This is a genomic window from Mesobacillus sp. AQ2 (genome assembly GCF_030122805.1).
GTDB classification, from domain to species: Bacteria; Bacillota; Bacilli; order Bacillales; family Cytobacillaceae; genus Mesobacillus; species Mesobacillus oceanisediminis_A.
This window is the reverse complement of the sequence record NZ_CP126080.1, coordinates 3,247,255-3,264,510: the sequence shown is the minus strand read 5'-3', so window position 1 is coordinate 3,264,510 and position 17,256 is coordinate 3,247,255. Positions and strand designations below refer to the sequence as shown.

The window sequence follows — 17,256 nt, the reverse complement described above, 5'->3', positions numbered from 1 at the left end:
GAACCTCCTAAAAATACTTATAGAGGTATTTTAACTTAAAAATCAAAAAGTGGATATAGACAAATTGTGTCAGGAGATAAAGGTCATCCAGTTTTGGTGAGGGCTCTTTTTTCATTCGATAAGTGATTATCAGTCAAGTTATCAAGCAATGCAGAAGCCAGGCAGACAGCCTGGCTTTGCTTTTTATCAAGTAATATACGTTCCTGTCACGGTTGCTTTGATCTCCAGCTTGCCCGGTTCTATGGGCGTTCCTTTTGCGCTGCTAGTGTCCATTGAAGCAACCAGGAAGGGGCCGGGAGATCCCTTTTGGGTTTCCTCGGTAATGGAGAGAGGGGAAATGGAAGTATGGAATCCCAGTGTCCGGGCGATGGTTTGTGCTTTGTTGTATGAATCGATTACTGCAATTGAAAGTGCCTGGTTATATAAGGCCTGAGGCTCTGCGACTGAGAATTGGATGTTCATTACCTCATTCGCTCCATTGGCCACAGCCGTATCAATGGCCAATCCCGCCTGGGCAAGATTCCTGATAGTGACAGTATACAAATGTGTGACACGATACCCCTGAAATAGCTGCTTGCCTTCCTCATAGGTATAGATGGGATCGATCCGAAAATCTGCCGTTTTTATATCATCCTTTGCTATCCCGAGGTTCTGTAACGATTTTAACATTGAAGCAGAATTTTCCGCATTCTCTGTCTGGGCGGCTTGGAGGTTTGGATTTTCTGTCCGAACCCCTACTGTAGCTGTTGCCCTGTTGGGTGCGGAGTAAACAATCCCTTCGCCGCTGACTGTGATTTTTCTATTGTTTCCAGCATTGTTCGTATTATAGGCACCACATCCTCCATTAACCATCATCATCCCTCCACATTTATTGTCTCTTACCCATATCTATGTAAGAAAAGAAAAACAAATAACGAGGAGGGATCATATTGGTGAATCTTGAGGAAAAATCAATTACTCGCCGGCTCCGGGTGCTTTGTCCGTATCATTTTTGTTGTTATATTTTGGGTCGGTCATTGGCGATTCCTTGAGACTCCTGCCTCCTCCGAGGTAAGTAGCGCGGTCGGCCCTTTGCACTTTCTGGAACTTCTGATGATCCTCATTCATTTTGATCAACTCCTTTCAATACTAGTCTTTTCATTCAAAACTGAATTTATTTTTTCGTTTTGATCTTTATTGAAAAAACGATTGTGAAGCCGTTCTGAATGAATCTGCAGGTCATAAAGTGGCCAAGCAGGCATACATATTAAGTAAGCGAAAATCAGGAGGATCAATGATGGATGATATCTTATCTTTTTTGCCGAAACGGATTGCTGAATTGCTGGACGCAGTGCCTCCTAATGACAAAGATGGGATGGAAGAAGTGCGGATCCGGATCAACCGGCCGCTTGAAATAACGGTAAGAGGAAAGCCGAACTTCCTGCCGTATATCATTCCCCCTGAGGATGCTGTCCAGCTGTTGAATAAGCTCGGGCATTTTTCTATGTATACCCTGGAGGAAGAATTGAAGCGCGGTTATATTACTATTGCCGGCGGCCATCGAGTCGGGCTTGCCGGGAAGGTCATTCTTGAAAATGGCTCTGTAAAAGCAATCAGGGATATTTCTTCTTTCAATTTCAGGATTGCAAGGGAGAAAATCGGGATTGCTGACCCGCTGATGCCATATATATACCAAAACGGCTGGAAGCATACGATGATCATCGGTCCCCCGCAGACAGGCAAAACAACATTGCTCAGGGATATAGCCAGGATGATTTCAAGTGGTGTTCCTGACAAAAAAGTACCGCCTTTAAAAGCGGGGATTGTCGATGAAAGATCAGAAATTGCCGGATGTGTTAAGGGAGTCCCGCAGCTAACCTTTGGACCAAGGGTGGATATATTGGACTCATGTCCGAAAGCAGAAGGCATGATGATGATGATTCGTTCAATGAGTCCGGATATTCTTGTCGTGGATGAAATTGGCCGGAAAGAAGATGCCGATGCGATCCTTGAAGCTGTCAACGCAGGAATCAAGCTGATCATGACCACGCATGGGGAATCTCTTGAGGATATCCAAAAAAGGCCAACCTTGAAACCAATCCTAGAAATGGGCATCTTTGACCGGTTTGTGGAACTTGGAAGAATTTCAGGCCCTGGGACAATCACTTCGATTCGTGATGTAAGCGGAAATGAGATCCGCCAAAAAGTGAGAGTGACATAAATGATAAAAATAATCGGTGCTATATTGATTATCCTGTCGACAACCTGGACAGGTTTTGAGGCTTCGAGGCATCTTAGTGAACGGCCAAGACAGCTCCGGCTTTTGAAGTCGGCCTTGCAGTCACTGGAAGCGGAAATCATGTACGGGCATACACCTCTCCATGAAGCTTCAAGGAAGCTGTCTGAACAAATGGCGAAGCCCCTCTCATGGTTTTTTGAGACATTTTCCAAAAAGCTGACTGAATCTGAAACCACAGTCAAATCAGCATGGGAAGAGAGCCTGAAAGAAGTCTGGAAATTGACAGCCTTCAAACAGGGAGAATTTGAAATCATGAAGCAATTTGGAGAAACGCTTGGCAGGCATGACAGGCATTCTCAGCAAAAACAAATTCTCCTGACGATTTCCCATCTTGAACGAGAAGAAGCAGATGCCTGCGAGAAACAGATGAAATACGAAAAAATGGTGAAAAGCATCGGCTTTTTATCTGGCTTATTATTAATCATCTTACTGATGTAGCGTTTAGGAGGAGGACAAGATGGGTCTAGAAGTGGATATCATTTTTAAAATAGCAGGTGTAGGCATTGTTGTGGCATTTTTGCACACGATTCTCGATCAGGTGGGGAAGAAGGAATATGCACAGTGGGTAACGTTGTTTGGATTCATCTATATCCTTTTCATGGTTGCATCGATTGTTGATGATCTTTTTCAAAAAATCAAATCGGTATTCCTATTTCAGGGGTAAGGGAGGGCTTTGCGATTGAAATCCTTCAAATAACAGGTGTAGCACTGATCGCGACATTTCTGGCACTGATTGTCAAAGAGCAAAAGCCCAACTTTGCCTTTTTGCTGATTGTGTTCACAGGTTCAGCTATCTTCCTTTTTCTGGTAGATCAAATTTATCAGATCATTTCCATGATTCAGAAGCTGGCTGCCAATGCCAGGGTGAATGTTGTTTATGTGGAAACAATCCTAAAAATAATCGGCATCGCCTATATTGCCGAATTTGCGGCCCAAATCACAAAGGATGCTGGTCAAGGCGCAATCGCCTCAAAGATCGAACTTGGCGGCAAAATCCTTATTCTGGCCATGGCAATTCCGATTCTTACTGTAATGATTGAAACGATCATTCGCTTGATTCCGGGCTGACTAAATTCCCGCCCCTAAAGAGGTGAAAGAAGTTGAAGCAGCGTCTGCAGTTCATACTTGGCATTCTATTGATCCAGCTATTTTTTTTCATCCCGGGTGTACAAGCTGAGGGTAATGAACCGGAAATAAACCCGGTGGTCAACCCGGATAAAATCGCAAGAGCCCAGCTTGAAGATTTGAATATCGATGAGCTTAAGGGATTCTGGGAAGATATCATCAATAAATATGATGGTTATCTGCCAGAAAGCCAGAAAGGAAGCCTGTATGATTTTATAAGCGGTGAAAAGAAGTTCTCGTTGAAAGAGTGGTTCAAAGGCATCGTGAATTTCGCCTTTCATGAGTTCATAGTAAACGGAAAATTGCTGGGATCCTTGATCCTGCTGACTATTTTCAGCATGTTTCTTCAAGCACTGCAAAACTCCTTCGAAAAAAGTACGATCAGCAAGGTAGCCTACTCCATTGTGTTCATGGTTCTCATCATTATTGCGCTCAACAGCTTCCATGTAGTCGTAGATTACACGAATGACGCGATTGGGACAATGATCCAGTTCATCCTTGCCCTGATCCCGCTGCTGCTGGCATTGATGGCCACTTCCGGAGGTTTGATTTCAGCAGCATTTTTCCATCCCGTCATTCTGTTTATGATGAACACCAGCGGGATGTTCATCCAATATGTTGTTTTGCCATTGTTATTCTTATCAACACTTTTGAGCATCGTCAGTATCCTGTCCGAACATTACAAGGTTACGCAGCTGGCCAGCATGCTCCGTAATTGGAGCGTCGGCCTGCTGGGGATCCTGCTGACAGTGTTCCTCGGCGTCATTTCCGTCCAAGGGGCATCTTCAGCGATTACGGATGGAGTGACTGTCAAAACAGCAAAATTCATTACAGGCAATTTTGTTCCTGTTATTGGCCGCGTTTTTACAGATGCGACAGACACGGTCATCAGTGCTTCCATGCTTCTGAAAAATACGGTTGGAATAGCCGGTGTTGCCATTCTGCTAATCATCGCAGCCTTTCCGGCAATAAAGATCCTCATGGTTGCCTTTATCTATAAATTTGCAGCAGCAATCCTCCAGCCGCTTGGCGGCGGACCAGTCATAACCTGTCTCGATATTATCAGTAAGAGCATCATCTATGTCTTTGCTGCGCTGGGCATTGTTTCCTTGATGTTTTTCCTGACGATCACAGTCATTATTGCAGCAGGAAACTTAACAATGATGGTGAGGTAAGGAGGGGAAGAAATGGATTTTATAAAAGAGTGGGTCACGAATATTATCATCTTCATTCTCCTGGCGACCGTCCTGGATATGCTGCTGCCCAATTCGAGTTTCCAGAAATACACCAAAATTGTGACAGGGCTGATTTTGATCGCTATCATCCTGTCTCCGGTCATGAAACTTTTCAGTTCTGATTTTGAAACTGCAATCGCTAAAATGGGCCAGTTCAGCGGCCAGGGGGATGAAAAGATAAAAAATTCAATAGAAATTCAGAAAAAAGAAATACAAGCCTCTCAGCATGCATATATTTTAGAAACAATGGCTGTCCAATTGCAAACAGCCGCAGAGGAGGAGTTGATGGAACAGCAAGGAATGGAGATTGCTAATATCGAGCTTGAAGTAAATGATCAGGATCGGCGGCCTTTCCCAGAGAACCTGGAGTATATCATCGTCCATCTGAAAAAAGCAGAGGATGAGGGAGAGGCTGTGGCAGTAGTAAGAGAAGTAGAAATTGATACGAATGCACCCCTTCCATCAAAACAAACCTCTCAGAATACAGATCAAATATCTTCTCTTCTGTCAGAAAAATGGAATGTTCCTGAAAAGTCTATTCAAATAATGATAGAAGGGGGGAGTGACGAGCATGGACAATGAGAAAGGTCCGTTGAGCTGGCTCAAGAAACAACTGGGCAGCAAGGATGGGCCGCCGGACAAGAAATCCGGCAAATACCAATACTTAATAATTGTCGTCCTATTCGGCGCAGCCATCATGCTGATCGGCAATATCATCGGCGACCAGAATCCCGATTTGGCTGTTACTGCCACCAAGGAGGCGGAGACTGAAGAGGACACGGCTGTATTCGGTCAGAAAAAATCAGCAGGAAACGATGTCATTTCCGAATATGAAGAAGCATATGAAGCCCAGTTGACCGAAATCCTGGAAGGCATCAATGGCGTAGGGGATGTCACTGTTTTGGTGAATGTGGATGCTACTGAAAAGAAGGTTCTTGAGAAAAACACCGTCATCCAATCACAGACGACCGATGAAACTGACCGGGAAGGCGGCAAACGAAAAGTCCAGGATGCATCGCAAGACGAGCAGCTGGTCATCATCAGAAATGGTGAGAAAGAGGTGCCAATCGTACTCGAGACAAAAAAGCCTGAAATCAGAGGCGTGCTCGTGGTTGCGAAAGGTGCAGAAAATATACAAGTGAAAAAATGGATTATCGAGGCGGTCACAAGGGCATTGGATGTTCCGAACCACCGGGTGGCTGTCATGCCTAAAAAATCTAAGGGGGAATAATAGATGTTATTGAAAAAGCAAACAGTTTGGTTACTGACTATGTTGAGTCTTGTGGTTGTATTATCGGTGTATTATATCACTTCACCAGAGCAGCAGAAGTCCGATCTTGCAGGGGTTGAAGAGAAGAAAGCAGAAGGTAAGGAAACAGCAGCGACTGAAACGAAGGATGGCAAGACTGTAGTTTCCGGTGTCGCGAGCGATGAGAAGTTCGAAGCGCTTCGAATGAAGCTTGAAGAACAGCGCACAAAGCAAAAAGAAGAGCTGCAGACGGTAGCCGCAACAACTGACTTGCCAGCAGAAGAAAGAAGCGAAGCAATCGATAAAATGAATCAGCTTGATGCGATTTCACAAAAGGAACAGATTCTAGAAACATTGATTACATCAATGGGCTATGAAGACGCACTAGTGCGTGCGGATGGTGAAAATGTCAGGATCACAGTGAAAGCCAAGGAACATTCAGCTTCTGCTGCAAACGAAATCATCCAGATGGTCAGAACAGAGTTAGGCTCTTTCCAGCCTGTAGCAGTTCAGTTTGATCCTGCAAAATAAATCAATAAAGCATAAGGGAAGGCAAATGCCTTCCCTTTAATTTTGCTGCAGCCTTATTAATTGATCCAAAGATTGGTGAGCAACTTCGACTGATTTGAAAAGTTGTTCATGATGTTCGGTTTGCGAGACGGCTGAGGAGGAAATCTCCTCTAGTGCTGCACTGGCCTGCTGGATGACGGAGCTGAAGCCAGCAATTGAACTTTCGATTGCCACCGATGAATCGAGTATTGTTCTAGTCAGTTCATCCTGCTCCGAAATATCCGCCTTCAGGTCCTTGAAGGTCTGGTGGATACTCTTGAATGCCTCCATTGTTTCCGCAGCGAGTTCCAGGTTCTCCGTGAGCTTTTCGGCTGTCAGGTTAACGCCTGTTTTCGTATTTGATGTGTCACTCATGACACTTTTAAGGTTTTCAGTAATCTGGGTTGCTGTGTTGCTTGTGATGTCGGCGAGTTTTCTTACTTCTTCGGCAACAACGGCAAAACCCTTGCCGCTGTCTCCGGCCCTGGCAGCTTCAATCGATGCGTTCAGTGCCAGCAAATTAGTTTGTGAAGCGATACCCTGGATGTCAGATGCGAAGCTGGCTGTCTCCTTGATCAATGAAGATAGAGACAGGATATGTTCGTTGACATTCCTCATATTGTCATAAGATGCGGTCAATTCTTTTATCAGGTTGGACATCAACTCATCACCTCTTTCGGTGACACTCGCTGCTGCCACTGAATCGTGATGGAGTTTTTCGACAAGTGTCGATGTTCTGGCAATCACCTCGTTTGTCCTTTCAAGGGATTGAGTGATATCCGCAACAGAATCTGATTGAATGTTGATTCCTGCAGATATTTCTGTCACCGATTGGGTCATTTCAATAGAAGATTCGTAGTTCTCACGGCTTTTGAACTTCACTTCATCTATGAGGGTTGCGATACTCCTGGTACTGGATTTAATGACTTCTTTCGTCTCTGAATCCTTCGCTAATAGTCTCTCTGTTTCCTGCTGGGCAGAAACGATGGTCTCTGCAAGCTTTTTTGAGATCGAAAATTGAAACCCAAGCATGACTGTAACTAACATGTACAGAAGGTAGATGGTCACATAATTTTTAGGCTCCAATGGCAGTTCTTGCCCGTGTAGAAGCGTGAAAATCGTAATGAGCACAAAACCCAGCCCAGAAGCAAGAAACAGCAATTTCCTGTCCATATAGATTGCAGCAGCCGCCAGGATAAAATAAAGAAGTGAGAAGGCAGCGGGGGAAACACTGGTTTCCATAATCAGGTACAAAACGCCTGATACAATGAACACAGATAGATAGGGAATGAAGTTTGCCAGCTTGTTAGAATAGTGAAGCAAGGCGACCAGCCCCACACCCAATCCGCCGCCTACAATAATAGAGAGGATGACGGCAAGTTCTTTTTGCATGGCGATATCCACTGCAGCGGCCAAAATAACGGATACAAAAGTGGCTTTGACGGTTAAGGAATTTTTCCTTTGTAGATCCTCATGTTTAATTTCTTCGATTGTTTTCATATGTTCTAGTCTCCTCGCAAAAACAAACTAATGTTATATTCGCTAGAAATTTCGGGATTCCTGTCGTATGAATTCACTTTTTTTTCAGAAAATATTAAAATAGAGAAGGAAGACAAGAAACAGTGTTACATGTTGAATTTTTACATGGTATTATCGTATAGTGTTAGTATCTAGTCTTAATTATGAAATGGACAAGGGGTGCCTAAAGATGTTAAAAGTACAGGAAATCAGAGAGTTAATTAAATTAGTGGACCAATCAAGCATTGACGAGTTTTCATATGAATATGAAGGATCAAAGATCAAAATGAAGAAGCACGGAGCAGTGAAATCTGTGGTTGAACATGTTCAGCCAGCTGCAACGGCGCCTGCGCAGCAGCCAGTGCCGGCAGTACAGGAAGCTCCACGCCCTGAGCCTAAAGTTGAAGCGGCAGCAGTCCAGGAAGTGAAGCAGGAAGAAGTGCAGGATACTTCAAATTTACATAAGATTGTTTCACCAATGGTGGGGACCTTCTATGCATCCTCATCCCCAGAAGCAGATGCATATGTTAAAGCGGGATCCAAAGTGAGCAAGGATTCAGTTGTATGTATCGTCGAGGCGATGAAACTTTTCAATGAAATTGAAGCAGAAGTGAATGGGGAAATCGTAGAAATTTTAGTTAAAGATGGACAGCTTGTAGAATACGGCCAGCCTTTATTCCTGGTTAAGCCCGAATAAGGAGCGATATTGATGATAAAAAAAGTACTTATAGCCAACAGAGGAGAAATAGCCGTCCGCGTCATCCGTGCGTGCAGGGAATTGGGGGTTGAATCCGTCGCTGTTTATTCAGAAGCTGACAAAGAATCTCTCCATGTACAGCTAGCTGATGAGGCATACTGCATCGGACCAAAGGCTTCAAAGGACAGCTATTTGAATTTCACAAATATTATCAGCGTGGCCAAGCTAACAGGCTGCGATGCCATTCATCCTGGGTACGGTTTCCTTTCCGAGAATGCCGATTTCGCCGAGCTTTGCAGGGAGTGCAATATTACTTTCATTGGCCCTTCTCCTGAAGCAATCCAGAAAATGGGAACTAAGGATGTTGCAAGGGAAACGATGAAGCACGCGAATGTGCCGATCGTGCCGGGTTCACAGGGAATCGTTGAAAGCACGGAGGATGCGGTCAGCCTGGCGAATGATATCGGATACCCGGTCATCATCAAGGCGACGGCAGGCGGAGGCGGTAAAGGAATCCGTGTTGCCCGGACCGAGCAGGAGCTGATCAAAGGGATCAATATTACCCAGCAGGAAGCGATGACAGCGTTCGGAAATCCTGGAGTGTATATTGAAAAATATATTGAAGACTTCCGTCATGTTGAAATCCAGGTTCTTGCTGACAGCTACGGCCACACCATCCACCTGGGAGAGCGTGATTGCTCAATCCAAAGACGCCTGCAAAAACTGCTTGAAGAAACACCATCTCCGGCGCTTGACGGTGAAATCAGGGCAGAAATGGGTGAGGCAGCGGTAAAGGCTGCAAAAGCAGTTGATTATACCGGTGCAGGCACTGTAGAATTTATATATGACTATCGTGACCGCAAATTTTATTTCATGGAGATGAATACCCGCATCCAGGTTGAACATCCTGTAACTGAAATGGTAACGGGCGTCGATTTGATCAAGGAACAGATCAAGATTGCCTCCGGCGAAAGGCTGAGCCTTAAGCAGGAAGACGTCCAGTTCAATGGATGGGCGATTGAATGCCGGATCAATGCAGAAAACCCGGCGAAAAATTTCATGCCATCGGCGGGCAAAATCAAAATGTATCTCCCTCCAGGCGGTTTTGGTGTTAGAATAGATTCAGCGGCATATCCTGGTTATACAATCCCGCCTTACTATGATTCAATGATTGCGAAAGTCATTACTTATGGAAGCAGCAGGGAAGAAGCGATTGACCGCATGAAGAGGGCACTTGGAGAGTTTGTGGTAGAAGGAATCCACACAACCATCCCGTTCCATCTCAAGCTGCTGAATCACGAAAAATTCGTGGAAGGTCAGTTCAATACGAAATTCCTGGAAATGTATGACGTGATGTCAGAAGAATAATAGGAGGTCTAGCCATGAGTGAACAGCAACATTTACTTGAAATGAGCCATGATGAAAACGGCTTGGGCAAAGTAGAAATTGCACCCGAAGTAATTGAAGTCATTGCAAGCATCGCTGCATCAGAAGTAGAAGGTGTCATGCAGATGCGCGGCAGCTTCGCAGCTGGTGTAGTCGAAAGACTTGGAAAGAAAAACCACGGCAAAGGTGTAAAAGTTGAGCTTGTAGAAGACGGAATCAAGGTTGACGTATATTGCGTCATGAAGTTTGGCGTATCAATTCCTGTGGTAGCACAGAAAATCCAGGATAACATCCGCCAGGCATTATTGAACATGACAGCACTTGATGCTACAGAAGTCAATATCCATGTAGTCGGCGTTCAGTTCGAAAACCAAAAAGTAGAACCAGAAGTCGAACAGGAAGTCTAATCACCGAACCAAAGGCATAAATATACATGCCTTTGGTTTTTTTTATAGATTTGGTAGGTTAGGGCGAATTTTTTTAAAGCTGTACGAAGTAGGTTCAAGTTCGGACAGGATTGCGTATTTTCCGGTAAAAGCAGTCCGAAGCAGGCCGAAGTTCGGACAGGATATCGGTTTTAGCAGTGAAAGCTGTCCGAAGTAAGCCCGTATTCGGACAGGATTCCGGGTTTTCTAGTAAAAGCTGTCCGAAGTAGGTCCAAGTTCGGACAGGATCCCGGGTTTCCCAGTAAAAGCTGTCCGAAGTAGACCCGTGTTCGGACAGGATTCCGGGTTTTCTAGTAAAGCTGTCCGAAGTAGACCCGTGTTCGGACAGGATTTCAGTTTTTCTAGGAAAAGCTGTCCGAAGTGGACCGGAGTTCAGACACCATACTAGTTTTAGCAATAAAAGCTGTCCGAACCGAGCACACATAACCCCATCAATCAACCCAAGCACAGAAATGGAAAATAGCATCTGCAATTCTTTGCTTTGACCAGATATTTCCCTTTGTTTTGATTAACTTTTTTCTAAAAAGTGAAAAATAATAGGAAACCATGCTTTATCAGATGTGATATGCTATTATTTTGTTAGAATCAGACAAGCGATAAAAGGAGCTAAAGAATTTCATGAAAAGAAGAACAGCAAGAGAAAAGGCACTGCAAGCCTTATTCCAGATTGATATAAGCAAGGTGGAAGCATCGGATGCGATTGAGCATGTGCTCGAGGAAGAAGCCGGGGATGACTATCTGAACAAACTTGTGTATGGTACAGTGGAACATCAGCCGGAAATTGATGAGGAGATCAAGGTATATTTGGAAAAATGGTCCCTCGACCGTCTGGCAGCTGTAGACCGTAATCTGCTTCGCCTGGCCGTATACGAATTGAAATATTGCAATGAAGAGGTACCTATGAATGTCGTTCTTGATGAAGCGATTGAAATTGCTAAATTATATGGGGATGACCAATCAAGCCGGTTCATCAATGGTGTTCTGTCAAAAGTAAAACAAAGCATTTCCTGACACCATTGAAACATGCAGGTTGGCCTTTCCCTGATCACATAGGGGGAGAAAGTATGGCTGCTATAATTATTGATGGGAAAGAAATTGCTAAAAAGAAAAGACTCGAAATTGCGGATCAGGTTCAGGAGCTAAAAAAGCAGGGTATCACCCCAGGCCTGGCTGTCATTCTTGTCGGAGATAATCAGGCTTCAAGAACCTATGTCAACAGTAAGCAAAAAACAGCTAAAGAACTGGGTATGCACAATGTGCTGATAGAGTATCCCGTATCGATTACTGAACAGGAGCTTTTGGCAAAAATCGATGAATTGAATAATGATGAGGCCATCCACGGCATTTTGGTACAGCTGCCTCTTCCAGGTCATATCAGTGAAAAGAAACTGATCGAAGCCATTTCCCCTGAAAAAGATGTCGATGGCTTCCATCCAATCAATATCGGCCGGATGATGACCGGCCAGGATGCTTTTTTGCCATGTACTCCATACGGCGTGATGGTGATGATGGAGGATATCGGAATCGACCTGTCCGGCAAGCATGTAGTAGTGGTTGGCAGGAGCAATATTGTTGGGAAGCCGGCAGGACAATTGTTTTTAAATGAAAATGCAACGGTTACATATTGCCATTCGAGAACCAAGGATTTGAAAGAACACACAAAGCAGGCGGATGTCATTGTAGCAGCTGTTGGAAATGCCGGATTGATTACAGCGGAACATATAAAGCCAGGAGCTGTGGTCATCGATGTGGGCATGAACCGGAATGATGCAGGCAAACTTTGCGGAGATGTCGCTTTTGAGGAAGTAAAAGAAACGGCCGGCTATATCACTCCAGTACCGGGCGGTGTCGGGCCAATGACCATTGCCATGCTGATGTACAATACCCTTAAGTCGGCAAAAAATCATATGAACAGACTTCAAAATTCAAATCTATAAGGCATGATCCTGTCCATATCTGTTATGGTTAGAAACTGAAAATCCACTTATGTTAAGTGACGAATCGGGATTCTAAACTTATAATGGATATGGGCAGTTTTTTATGAAGCCTGAATCAATCTTTAACGGAATATTCATTAGTTCTACCAAAGGAGTTTTCCAATGGAGCAACAGCGTTATCTTACCGTCAATGCGTTAACTAAATACATAAAACGAAAATTCGATGCTGATCCGCATTTGCAGGGTGTTTATCTTAAAGGGGAAATTTCCAACTTCAAAAGGCATTCCAGCGGACATATGTATTTTACACTCAAGGACGAGAAAGCCCGAATCCTTGCTGTCATGTTTGCTGGATCTGCCCGAAACATGAAGTTCAGGCCCGAGAATGGGATGAAGGTGCTTGTCAGAGGAGATATCTCTGTATATGAAGGCAGCGGCCAGTATCAGATATACATAAAGGATATGAAAACCGATGGAGTGGGCGATTTATTCGTTGCTTATGAGCAGCTCAAGAAAAAGCTTGAGCAAGAAGGTCTTTTTTCACCGAAATTTAAACAGCCTTTACCCAAATACCCAAAAGCTGTCGGGATTGTCACATCCCCAACAGGGGCGGCGATACGTGATATTTTGACGACGATCAAAAGAAGGTATCCGATAACCAAGGTACTGATCTTTCCAGCCCTCGTACAGGGTGACCAGGGCGGCCCTTCTATAGTGAAGGCGATCGAGAAGGCGAATGAGCGAGGAGATCTTGATGTTCTGATCATCGGACGCGGAGGCGGATCGATTGAAGAGTTGTGGAATTTCAATGAGGAAACCGTCGCAAGGGCGATTTTTGCCTCTCGAATACCGATCATTTCGGCAGTTGGACATGAAACAGATTTCACGATTGCGGATTTCGTTGCAGATATGAGAGCACCGACGCCAACAGGTGCGGCTGAACTGGCTGTCCCTCATATCCAGGAATTGATCGAGAGGGTAATGAACAGGGAAACCAGACTGATGAGGGCTATGCGGGAAAAGGTGTTCTTCCAGCAGGAGCGCTACCAGCGGCTGATCAGGTCTTACGCCTTCCGCTATCCGAGGAAATTGTATGAGCAAAAGCTTGAACAAGTGGACAAACTGACTGAATCACTTACCCGCGGAGCAAAGAAGTTATATTCCTCAAAACACGATTCGCTGATTCAATTGAAACGAAGATTGGAGCGCAGCCATCCAGAGGAATTGAGGAAAATCTCTGCGGATAGACATATAAGAACAACGCGGGCATTAAACAGAGCCATGACAGCTGTTGTTTCAGAAAAGCGAAAAGAGTTCAACGGTATCTTATCTACACTTGAAGCATTGAGTCCGCTGAAAATCATGGACCGTGGATATAGTCTGGCCTACACTGAGGATGGAAGTTTAATCAAGACTGTCAATCAGGTAAAGCCTGAACGAAAAATATTCGTAAAGCTTTCTGATGGAAGCATTGAATGCGTCGTCACAGATATTGAGGAGAGTGAAAACAATGGCTGAAGAAAAAAAACTGAGCTTTGAACAGGCGATGGACCAACTGGAAAGCATCGTTGAAAAATTGGAAGAGGGCGATGTGCCATTGGAGGAAGCCATCTCGTTTTATAAAGAAGGAATGGAATTATCCAAGCTTTGCCATGATAAGCTAAAGAATGTGGAAGAACAACTGGCCCAGATCATTACTGAAGATGGACGGACTGAGAGCTTCTCCATAAATGAGGAGGAATAGTATTGCATCCTGTTTCACTAGAATCTTTTACAAAGAAATATAAGGCTCTTCTTGAGGAGCGGCTAAGGGATGCGGTTGGCTCCCTGGAGACTCCGGAAAACCTTGCAAAGGCCATGCTCTATTCTCTTGAAGCAGGCGGGAAGAGAATCCGTCCACTCCTGGTCTTTGCGGTGATTGACGCTTTTGGAAAAGACCCGATCCATGGACTTGATGCTGCTGCGGCAATTGAAATGGTCCATACTTATTCTTTGATCCATGATGATCTTCCTAGCATGGATGATGATGATCTAAGAAGAGGAAAGCCGACGAATCATAAAGTGTTCGGCGAAGCCACTGCCATTCTTGCAGGGGATGCATTATTGACGCTTAGCTTCAGAATAATCGCTGAAATGCCAGAGGGCTCAGCATCCGACAAAGTCAAGCTGGCATTGATCACCAGGTTATCAACTGCCGCGGGAGCCAATGGTATGGTTGGCGGACAAGTAGCGGATATGGAAGGGGAGCACAGGAAACTGACGCTCGAACAGATGGAATATATCCATATCCATAAAACAGGGAAATTGCTTGAGTACAGTATCATTGCCGGAGCAGAGATTGCAGGGGCAACCGCTGCACAAAAGGAAATACTGGCCAAGTTCGCTTATCATATTGGCCTTGCTTTCCAGATTCGTGACGATATCCTGGACCTTGAAGGAACAGAAGAGACGATTGGCAAACCCGTCGGCAGCGATACAGCGAACGAAAAAAGCACTTATCCAGCTTTGCTTGGATTGGATGGAGCCAAACAAGCCCTGCAGGATCACCTGCACAGTGCTAAGGATGCTCTGGAATCAACTGGACTTCAAGTGGGCGTCCTTTCACAAATTACCGATTTGATTGGATTAAGGAACCATTAGAAACCTTTGCCTCGTTGAAGCATTCTTCATTCGTGTGCTATAATAAGCTGTTAGCACCTTGGTGTTGGCGGCTTTTTTTATACATATTGTAAAAAATAGATGCCATATTTTAAGGTATAGCTTGAAAACCGTTCTTTATTTAATATATGTTATTACTAACAACTTTTTTAGAATAAGGTTAATTTAACCATATTGCTTGTAATGCGGTGTGATGCGAAGCAGGCAAAGCAATAGTCTTTAAAGGTACAGCCTAAATAAAAATGGCGGAATGATAAGTCAGAAATGAAAGTGAGTGGTCCGAATGGATCTTTTATCGATAAAAGACCCTTCCTTCTTGAAAAATCTTTCGAAAAAGGAATTGGAAGAGTTAAGCAGGGAGATTCGGCAGTTTTTGATAGAAAAATTATCGGTCACAGGCGGACATATTGGACCAAACCTTGGGGTTGTCGAATTAACGATTGCACTCCATAAATGCTTTGACAGCCCGAAGGATAAATTCCTCTGGGATGTTGGCCACCAGTCCTATGTCCATAAAATCCTGACAGGAAGAGCCTGTCAATTCGATACATTGCGGCAGCATAAAGGCCTCTGCGGATTTCCGAAAATGGTGGAAAGCGAGCATGATGTCTGGGAAACCGGCCATAGTTCAACCTCCTTATCAGCGGCGATGGGAATGGCAATCGCCCGTGATTTGAAGGGTGAAAACTCCCATATCGTACCGATCATCGGCGATGGTGCCCTTACAGGGGGAATGGCTTTAGAGGCGTTGAACCATATCGGCCATGAGAAAAAGAAGCTGATCGTAATTCTGAACGATAATGAAATGTCCATTGCGCCAAATGTAGGAGCCCTGCATAATGTGCTTGGACGTCTCCGGACCGCAGGTAAATACCACTGGGTAAAAGATGAACTCGAATACCTGCTGAAAAAAGTCCCGGCGATTGGCGGCCAGCTGGCAGCCACAGCCGAGCGGATCAAGGACAGCTTAAAATATCTCTTCGTTTCAGGCATCTTTTTCGAAGAGCTGGGTTTCACTTACCTTGGACCAGTCGATGGCCATGATTATGACGCTCTTTTCGAAAATCTTGCGTATGCAAAAAAGCAGGAAGGACCTGTATTGCTTCATGTCATCACGAAAAAAGGCAAGGGATACAATCCGGCCGAAAACGATAAAATCGGTACATGGCATGGAACCGGCCCTTATAAAATGGAAACGGGTGATTTTGTAAAACCTGAATTTTCACCGCCTGCCTGGAGCAAGCTTGTCAGTGAAACTGTGAGGAAAATCGCGCGTACGGATGAGCGGATCGTGGCAGTGACACCAGCGATGCCAGTTGGTTCAAAACTGGAGGGATTCGCAAGTGAGTTCCCGGACAGGATGATTGATGTCGGAATTGCTGAGCAGCATGCAGCGACTTTTGCCGCAGGTCTTGCGACACAAAAGATGAAGCCATTCCTGGCGATTTATTCAACCTTCCTGCAGCGTGCTTATGATCAGGTGGTTCATGACATCTGCCGCCAGAACCTGAATGTGTTCATTGGCATCGACCGTGCCGGACTTGTAGGAGCGGATGGTGAAACGCATCAGGGTGTATTCGATATAGCCTTTTTGAGGCATTTGCCGAATATCGTACTGATGATGCCTAAAGATGAAAATGAAGGCCAGCATATGGTAAACACTGCAATCAAGTATGATGATGGGCCGATTGCGATGCGTTATCCTAGAGGCAATGGTCTCGGTGTACCAATGGATGAGAAATTGAAAGAAATCCCGATTGGCAGCTGGGAAGTACTGCGCGAAGGAGAAGATGCAGCCATCCTAACATTCGGAACCACGATTCCAATGGCAATGGAAGCGGCAGATATCCTCGAAAAGCAAGGTGTATCCATCAAAGTTGTCAATGCACGCTTTATCAAGCCGCTTGATGAAGAAATGCTTACCGGGATACTGAGAGAAAACATGCCAATCCTGACCATCGAGGAAGCTGTCCTCCAGGGCGGATTCGGAAGTTTTGTGCTTGAAACGGCACACGACCTTGGCTATCAGCACGTCGAAATCGACAGGATGGGGATTCCGGACAAGTTCATCGAACATGGCAGCGTCGACAAGCTGCTTCAGGAAATTGGCATGACAACAGAAGATGTTGTCCTAAGAATGCAAAAGCTTGCAAGACAGAAACAAAAAAGGGCGTAAGC

General features: G+C 44.8%; 20 protein-coding genes. 17 read left to right on the top strand and 3 right to left on the bottom strand.

The window, feature by feature from the left end:
• Nucleotides 1–186 precede the first annotated feature (186 nt).
• A complete protein-coding gene (locus QNH36_RS16500) occupies nucleotides 187–858 on the bottom strand; it encodes an SIMPL domain-containing protein (RefSeq protein WP_283903823.1) in 672 nt (223 codons plus the stop codon).
• Nucleotides 859–954: 96 nt separating this feature from the next.
• Complete coding sequence (locus QNH36_RS16495; protein WP_186326749.1) at nucleotides 955–1,107, bottom strand: hypothetical protein; 153 nt, start codon at nucleotides 1,105–1,107, stop codon at nucleotides 955–957.
• 169 nt (nucleotides 1,108–1,276) lie between these two features.
• Here QNH36_RS16495 and spoIIIAA point away from each other — a divergent pair, with 169 nt between their 5' ends.
• The 8 genes from spoIIIAA to QNH36_RS16455 are packed head-to-tail and all read left to right on the top strand — an operon-like array spanning nucleotide 1,277 to nucleotide 6,418.
• Nucleotides 1,277–2,200, top strand: a complete 924-nt coding sequence (spoIIIAA, locus tag QNH36_RS16490) for a stage III sporulation protein AA (protein ID WP_144476920.1) — start codon at nucleotides 1,277–1,279, stop codon at nucleotides 2,198–2,200.
• Entirely contained in the window at nucleotides 2,201–2,716 is a 516-nt protein-coding gene (spoIIIAB, locus tag QNH36_RS16485; protein ID WP_144476362.1) for a stage III sporulation protein SpoIIIAB, read from the top strand. It begins immediately after the preceding gene.
• Nucleotides 2,717–2,735: 19 nt separating this feature from the next.
• Nucleotides 2,736–2,942, top strand: coding sequence for a stage III sporulation protein AC (gene spoIIIAC, locus QNH36_RS16480; RefSeq protein ID WP_009794945.1), 207 nt, complete (start codon nucleotides 2,736–2,738; stop codon nucleotides 2,940–2,942).
• Between the two features lie 14 nt (nucleotides 2,943–2,956).
• A complete protein-coding gene (gene spoIIIAD / locus QNH36_RS16475; protein WP_186326758.1) occupies nucleotides 2,957–3,346 on the top strand; it encodes a stage III sporulation protein AD in 390 nt (129 codons plus the stop codon).
• Between the two features lie 32 nt (nucleotides 3,347–3,378).
• A complete protein-coding gene (spoIIIAE, locus tag QNH36_RS16470) occupies nucleotides 3,379–4,578 on the top strand; it encodes a stage III sporulation protein AE (protein ID WP_251540839.1) in 1,200 nt (399 codons plus the stop codon).
• Nucleotides 4,579–4,590: 12 nt separating this feature from the next.
• Nucleotides 4,591–5,220 (top strand): stage III sporulation protein AF, encoded by a 630-nt coding sequence (gene spoIIIAF / locus QNH36_RS16465; RefSeq protein WP_144476370.1) that lies wholly within the window; start codon nucleotides 4,591–4,593, stop codon nucleotides 5,218–5,220.
• On the top strand, nucleotides 5,210–5,869 hold the full coding sequence (spoIIIAG, locus tag QNH36_RS16460) for a stage III sporulation protein AG (RefSeq protein WP_144476373.1): 660 nt from the start codon (nucleotides 5,210–5,212) through the stop codon (nucleotides 5,867–5,869). The genes spoIIIAF and spoIIIAG overlap by 11 nt, the downstream gene beginning before the upstream one ends.
• Nucleotides 5,870–5,872: 3 nt before the next feature.
• Complete coding sequence (locus QNH36_RS16455) at nucleotides 5,873–6,418, top strand: SpoIIIAH-like family protein (protein WP_144476376.1); 546 nt, start codon at nucleotides 5,873–5,875, stop codon at nucleotides 6,416–6,418.
• Nucleotides 6,419–6,454: 36 nt separating this feature from the next.
• Here the strand turns inward: QNH36_RS16455 and QNH36_RS16450 are convergent, their stop codons facing one another.
• Nucleotides 6,455–7,936 (bottom strand): methyl-accepting chemotaxis protein, encoded by a 1,482-nt coding sequence (locus QNH36_RS16450; RefSeq protein ID WP_283903822.1) that lies wholly within the window; start codon nucleotides 7,934–7,936, stop codon nucleotides 6,455–6,457.
• A gap of 208 nt (nucleotides 7,937–8,144) precedes the next feature.
• Between QNH36_RS16450 and accB the strand changes: the two genes are divergently transcribed.
• From accB to dxs, 9 genes are all read left to right on the top strand, one after another.
• Nucleotides 8,145–8,651 carry an acetyl-CoA carboxylase biotin carboxyl carrier protein gene (gene accB, locus QNH36_RS16445; RefSeq protein ID WP_144476382.1) on the top strand — a complete coding sequence of 169 codons (507 nt, stop codon included), beginning with the start codon at nucleotides 8,145–8,147 and terminating at the stop codon, nucleotides 8,649–8,651.
• Nucleotides 8,652–8,663: 12 nt separating this feature from the next.
• Complete coding sequence (accC, locus tag QNH36_RS16440; RefSeq protein ID WP_144476385.1) at nucleotides 8,664–10,019, top strand: acetyl-CoA carboxylase biotin carboxylase subunit; 1,356 nt, start codon at nucleotides 8,664–8,666, stop codon at nucleotides 10,017–10,019.
• Between the two features lie 14 nt (nucleotides 10,020–10,033).
• The gene (locus QNH36_RS16435) at nucleotides 10,034–10,444 is read left to right on the top strand and encodes an Asp23/Gls24 family envelope stress response protein (RefSeq protein WP_144476388.1); all 411 of its coding nucleotides are present in this window, start codon (nucleotides 10,034–10,036) and stop codon (nucleotides 10,442–10,444) included.
• 657 nt (nucleotides 10,445–11,101) lie between these two features.
• Nucleotides 11,102–11,494: a transcription antitermination factor NusB gene (nusB, locus tag QNH36_RS16430; protein WP_144476390.1), complete on the top strand. Its 393-nt coding sequence runs from the start codon at nucleotides 11,102–11,104 to the stop codon at nucleotides 11,492–11,494.
• A 53-nt stretch (nucleotides 11,495–11,547) separates the two neighbouring features.
• Nucleotides 11,548–12,420 (top strand): bifunctional methylenetetrahydrofolate dehydrogenase/methenyltetrahydrofolate cyclohydrolase FolD, encoded by an 873-nt coding sequence (gene folD, locus QNH36_RS16425; RefSeq protein WP_283903821.1) that lies wholly within the window; start codon nucleotides 11,548–11,550, stop codon nucleotides 12,418–12,420.
• A 162-nt stretch (nucleotides 12,421–12,582) separates the two neighbouring features.
• Nucleotides 12,583–13,938 (top strand): exodeoxyribonuclease VII large subunit, encoded by a 1,356-nt coding sequence (xseA, locus tag QNH36_RS16420; protein ID WP_251540826.1) that lies wholly within the window; start codon nucleotides 12,583–12,585, stop codon nucleotides 13,936–13,938.
• On the top strand, nucleotides 13,931–14,164 hold the full coding sequence (locus QNH36_RS16415; protein WP_144476399.1) for an exodeoxyribonuclease VII small subunit: 234 nt from the start codon (nucleotides 13,931–13,933) through the stop codon (nucleotides 14,162–14,164). The genes xseA and QNH36_RS16415 overlap by 8 nt, the downstream gene beginning before the upstream one ends.
• Before the next feature lie 2 nt (nucleotides 14,165–14,166).
• Nucleotides 14,167–15,060 (top strand): polyprenyl synthetase family protein, encoded by an 894-nt coding sequence (locus tag QNH36_RS16410; RefSeq protein WP_283903820.1) that lies wholly within the window; start codon nucleotides 14,167–14,169, stop codon nucleotides 15,058–15,060.
• A 301-nt stretch (nucleotides 15,061–15,361) separates the two neighbouring features.
• Complete coding sequence (gene dxs / locus QNH36_RS16405) at nucleotides 15,362–17,254, top strand: 1-deoxy-D-xylulose-5-phosphate synthase (protein ID WP_144476405.1); 1,893 nt, start codon at nucleotides 15,362–15,364, stop codon at nucleotides 17,252–17,254.
• The last annotated feature ends 2 nt before the right edge of the window (nucleotides 17,255–17,256 follow it).

What these genes read in the sequence shown, in the direction of transcription:
- QNH36_RS16500 (WP_283903823.1), bottom strand. Translation starts at nt 858, where the DNA reads ATGATGATGGTTAATGGAGGATGTGGTGCCTATAATACGAACAATGCT.
- QNH36_RS16495 (WP_186326749.1), bottom strand. Translation starts at nt 1,107, where the DNA reads ATGAATGAGGATCATCAGAAGTTCCAGAAAGTGCAAAGGGCCGACCGC.
- spoIIIAA (WP_144476920.1), top strand. Translation starts at nt 1,277, where the DNA reads ATGGATGATATCTTATCTTTTTTGCCGAAACGGATTGCTGAATTGCTG.
- spoIIIAB (WP_144476362.1), top strand. Translation starts at nt 2,201, where the DNA reads ATGATAAAAATAATCGGTGCTATATTGATTATCCTGTCGACAACCTGG.
- spoIIIAC (WP_009794945.1), top strand. Translation starts at nt 2,736, where the DNA reads ATGGGTCTAGAAGTGGATATCATTTTTAAAATAGCAGGTGTAGGCATT.
- spoIIIAF (WP_144476370.1), top strand. Translation starts at nt 4,591, where the DNA reads ATGGATTTTATAAAAGAGTGGGTCACGAATATTATCATCTTCATTCTC.
- spoIIIAG (WP_144476373.1), top strand. Translation starts at nt 5,210, where the DNA reads ATGGACAATGAGAAAGGTCCGTTGAGCTGGCTCAAGAAACAACTGGGC.
- QNH36_RS16455 (WP_144476376.1), top strand. Translation starts at nt 5,873, where the DNA reads ATGTTATTGAAAAAGCAAACAGTTTGGTTACTGACTATGTTGAGTCTT.
- QNH36_RS16450 (WP_283903822.1), bottom strand. Translation starts at nt 7,936, where the DNA reads ATGAAAACAATCGAAGAAATTAAACATGAGGATCTACAAAGGAAAAAT.
- accB (WP_144476382.1), top strand. Translation starts at nt 8,145, where the DNA reads ATGTTAAAAGTACAGGAAATCAGAGAGTTAATTAAATTAGTGGACCAA.
- accC (WP_144476385.1), top strand. Translation starts at nt 8,664, where the DNA reads ATGATAAAAAAAGTACTTATAGCCAACAGAGGAGAAATAGCCGTCCGC.
- QNH36_RS16435 (WP_144476388.1), top strand. Translation starts at nt 10,034, where the DNA reads ATGAGTGAACAGCAACATTTACTTGAAATGAGCCATGATGAAAACGGC.
- nusB (WP_144476390.1), top strand. Translation starts at nt 11,102, where the DNA reads ATGAAAAGAAGAACAGCAAGAGAAAAGGCACTGCAAGCCTTATTCCAG.
- folD (WP_283903821.1), top strand. Translation starts at nt 11,548, where the DNA reads ATGGCTGCTATAATTATTGATGGGAAAGAAATTGCTAAAAAGAAAAGA.
- xseA (WP_251540826.1), top strand. Translation starts at nt 12,583, where the DNA reads ATGGAGCAACAGCGTTATCTTACCGTCAATGCGTTAACTAAATACATA.
- QNH36_RS16415 (WP_144476399.1), top strand. Translation starts at nt 13,931, where the DNA reads ATGGCTGAAGAAAAAAAACTGAGCTTTGAACAGGCGATGGACCAACTG.
- dxs (WP_144476405.1), top strand. Translation starts at nt 15,362, where the DNA reads ATGGATCTTTTATCGATAAAAGACCCTTCCTTCTTGAAAAATCTTTCG.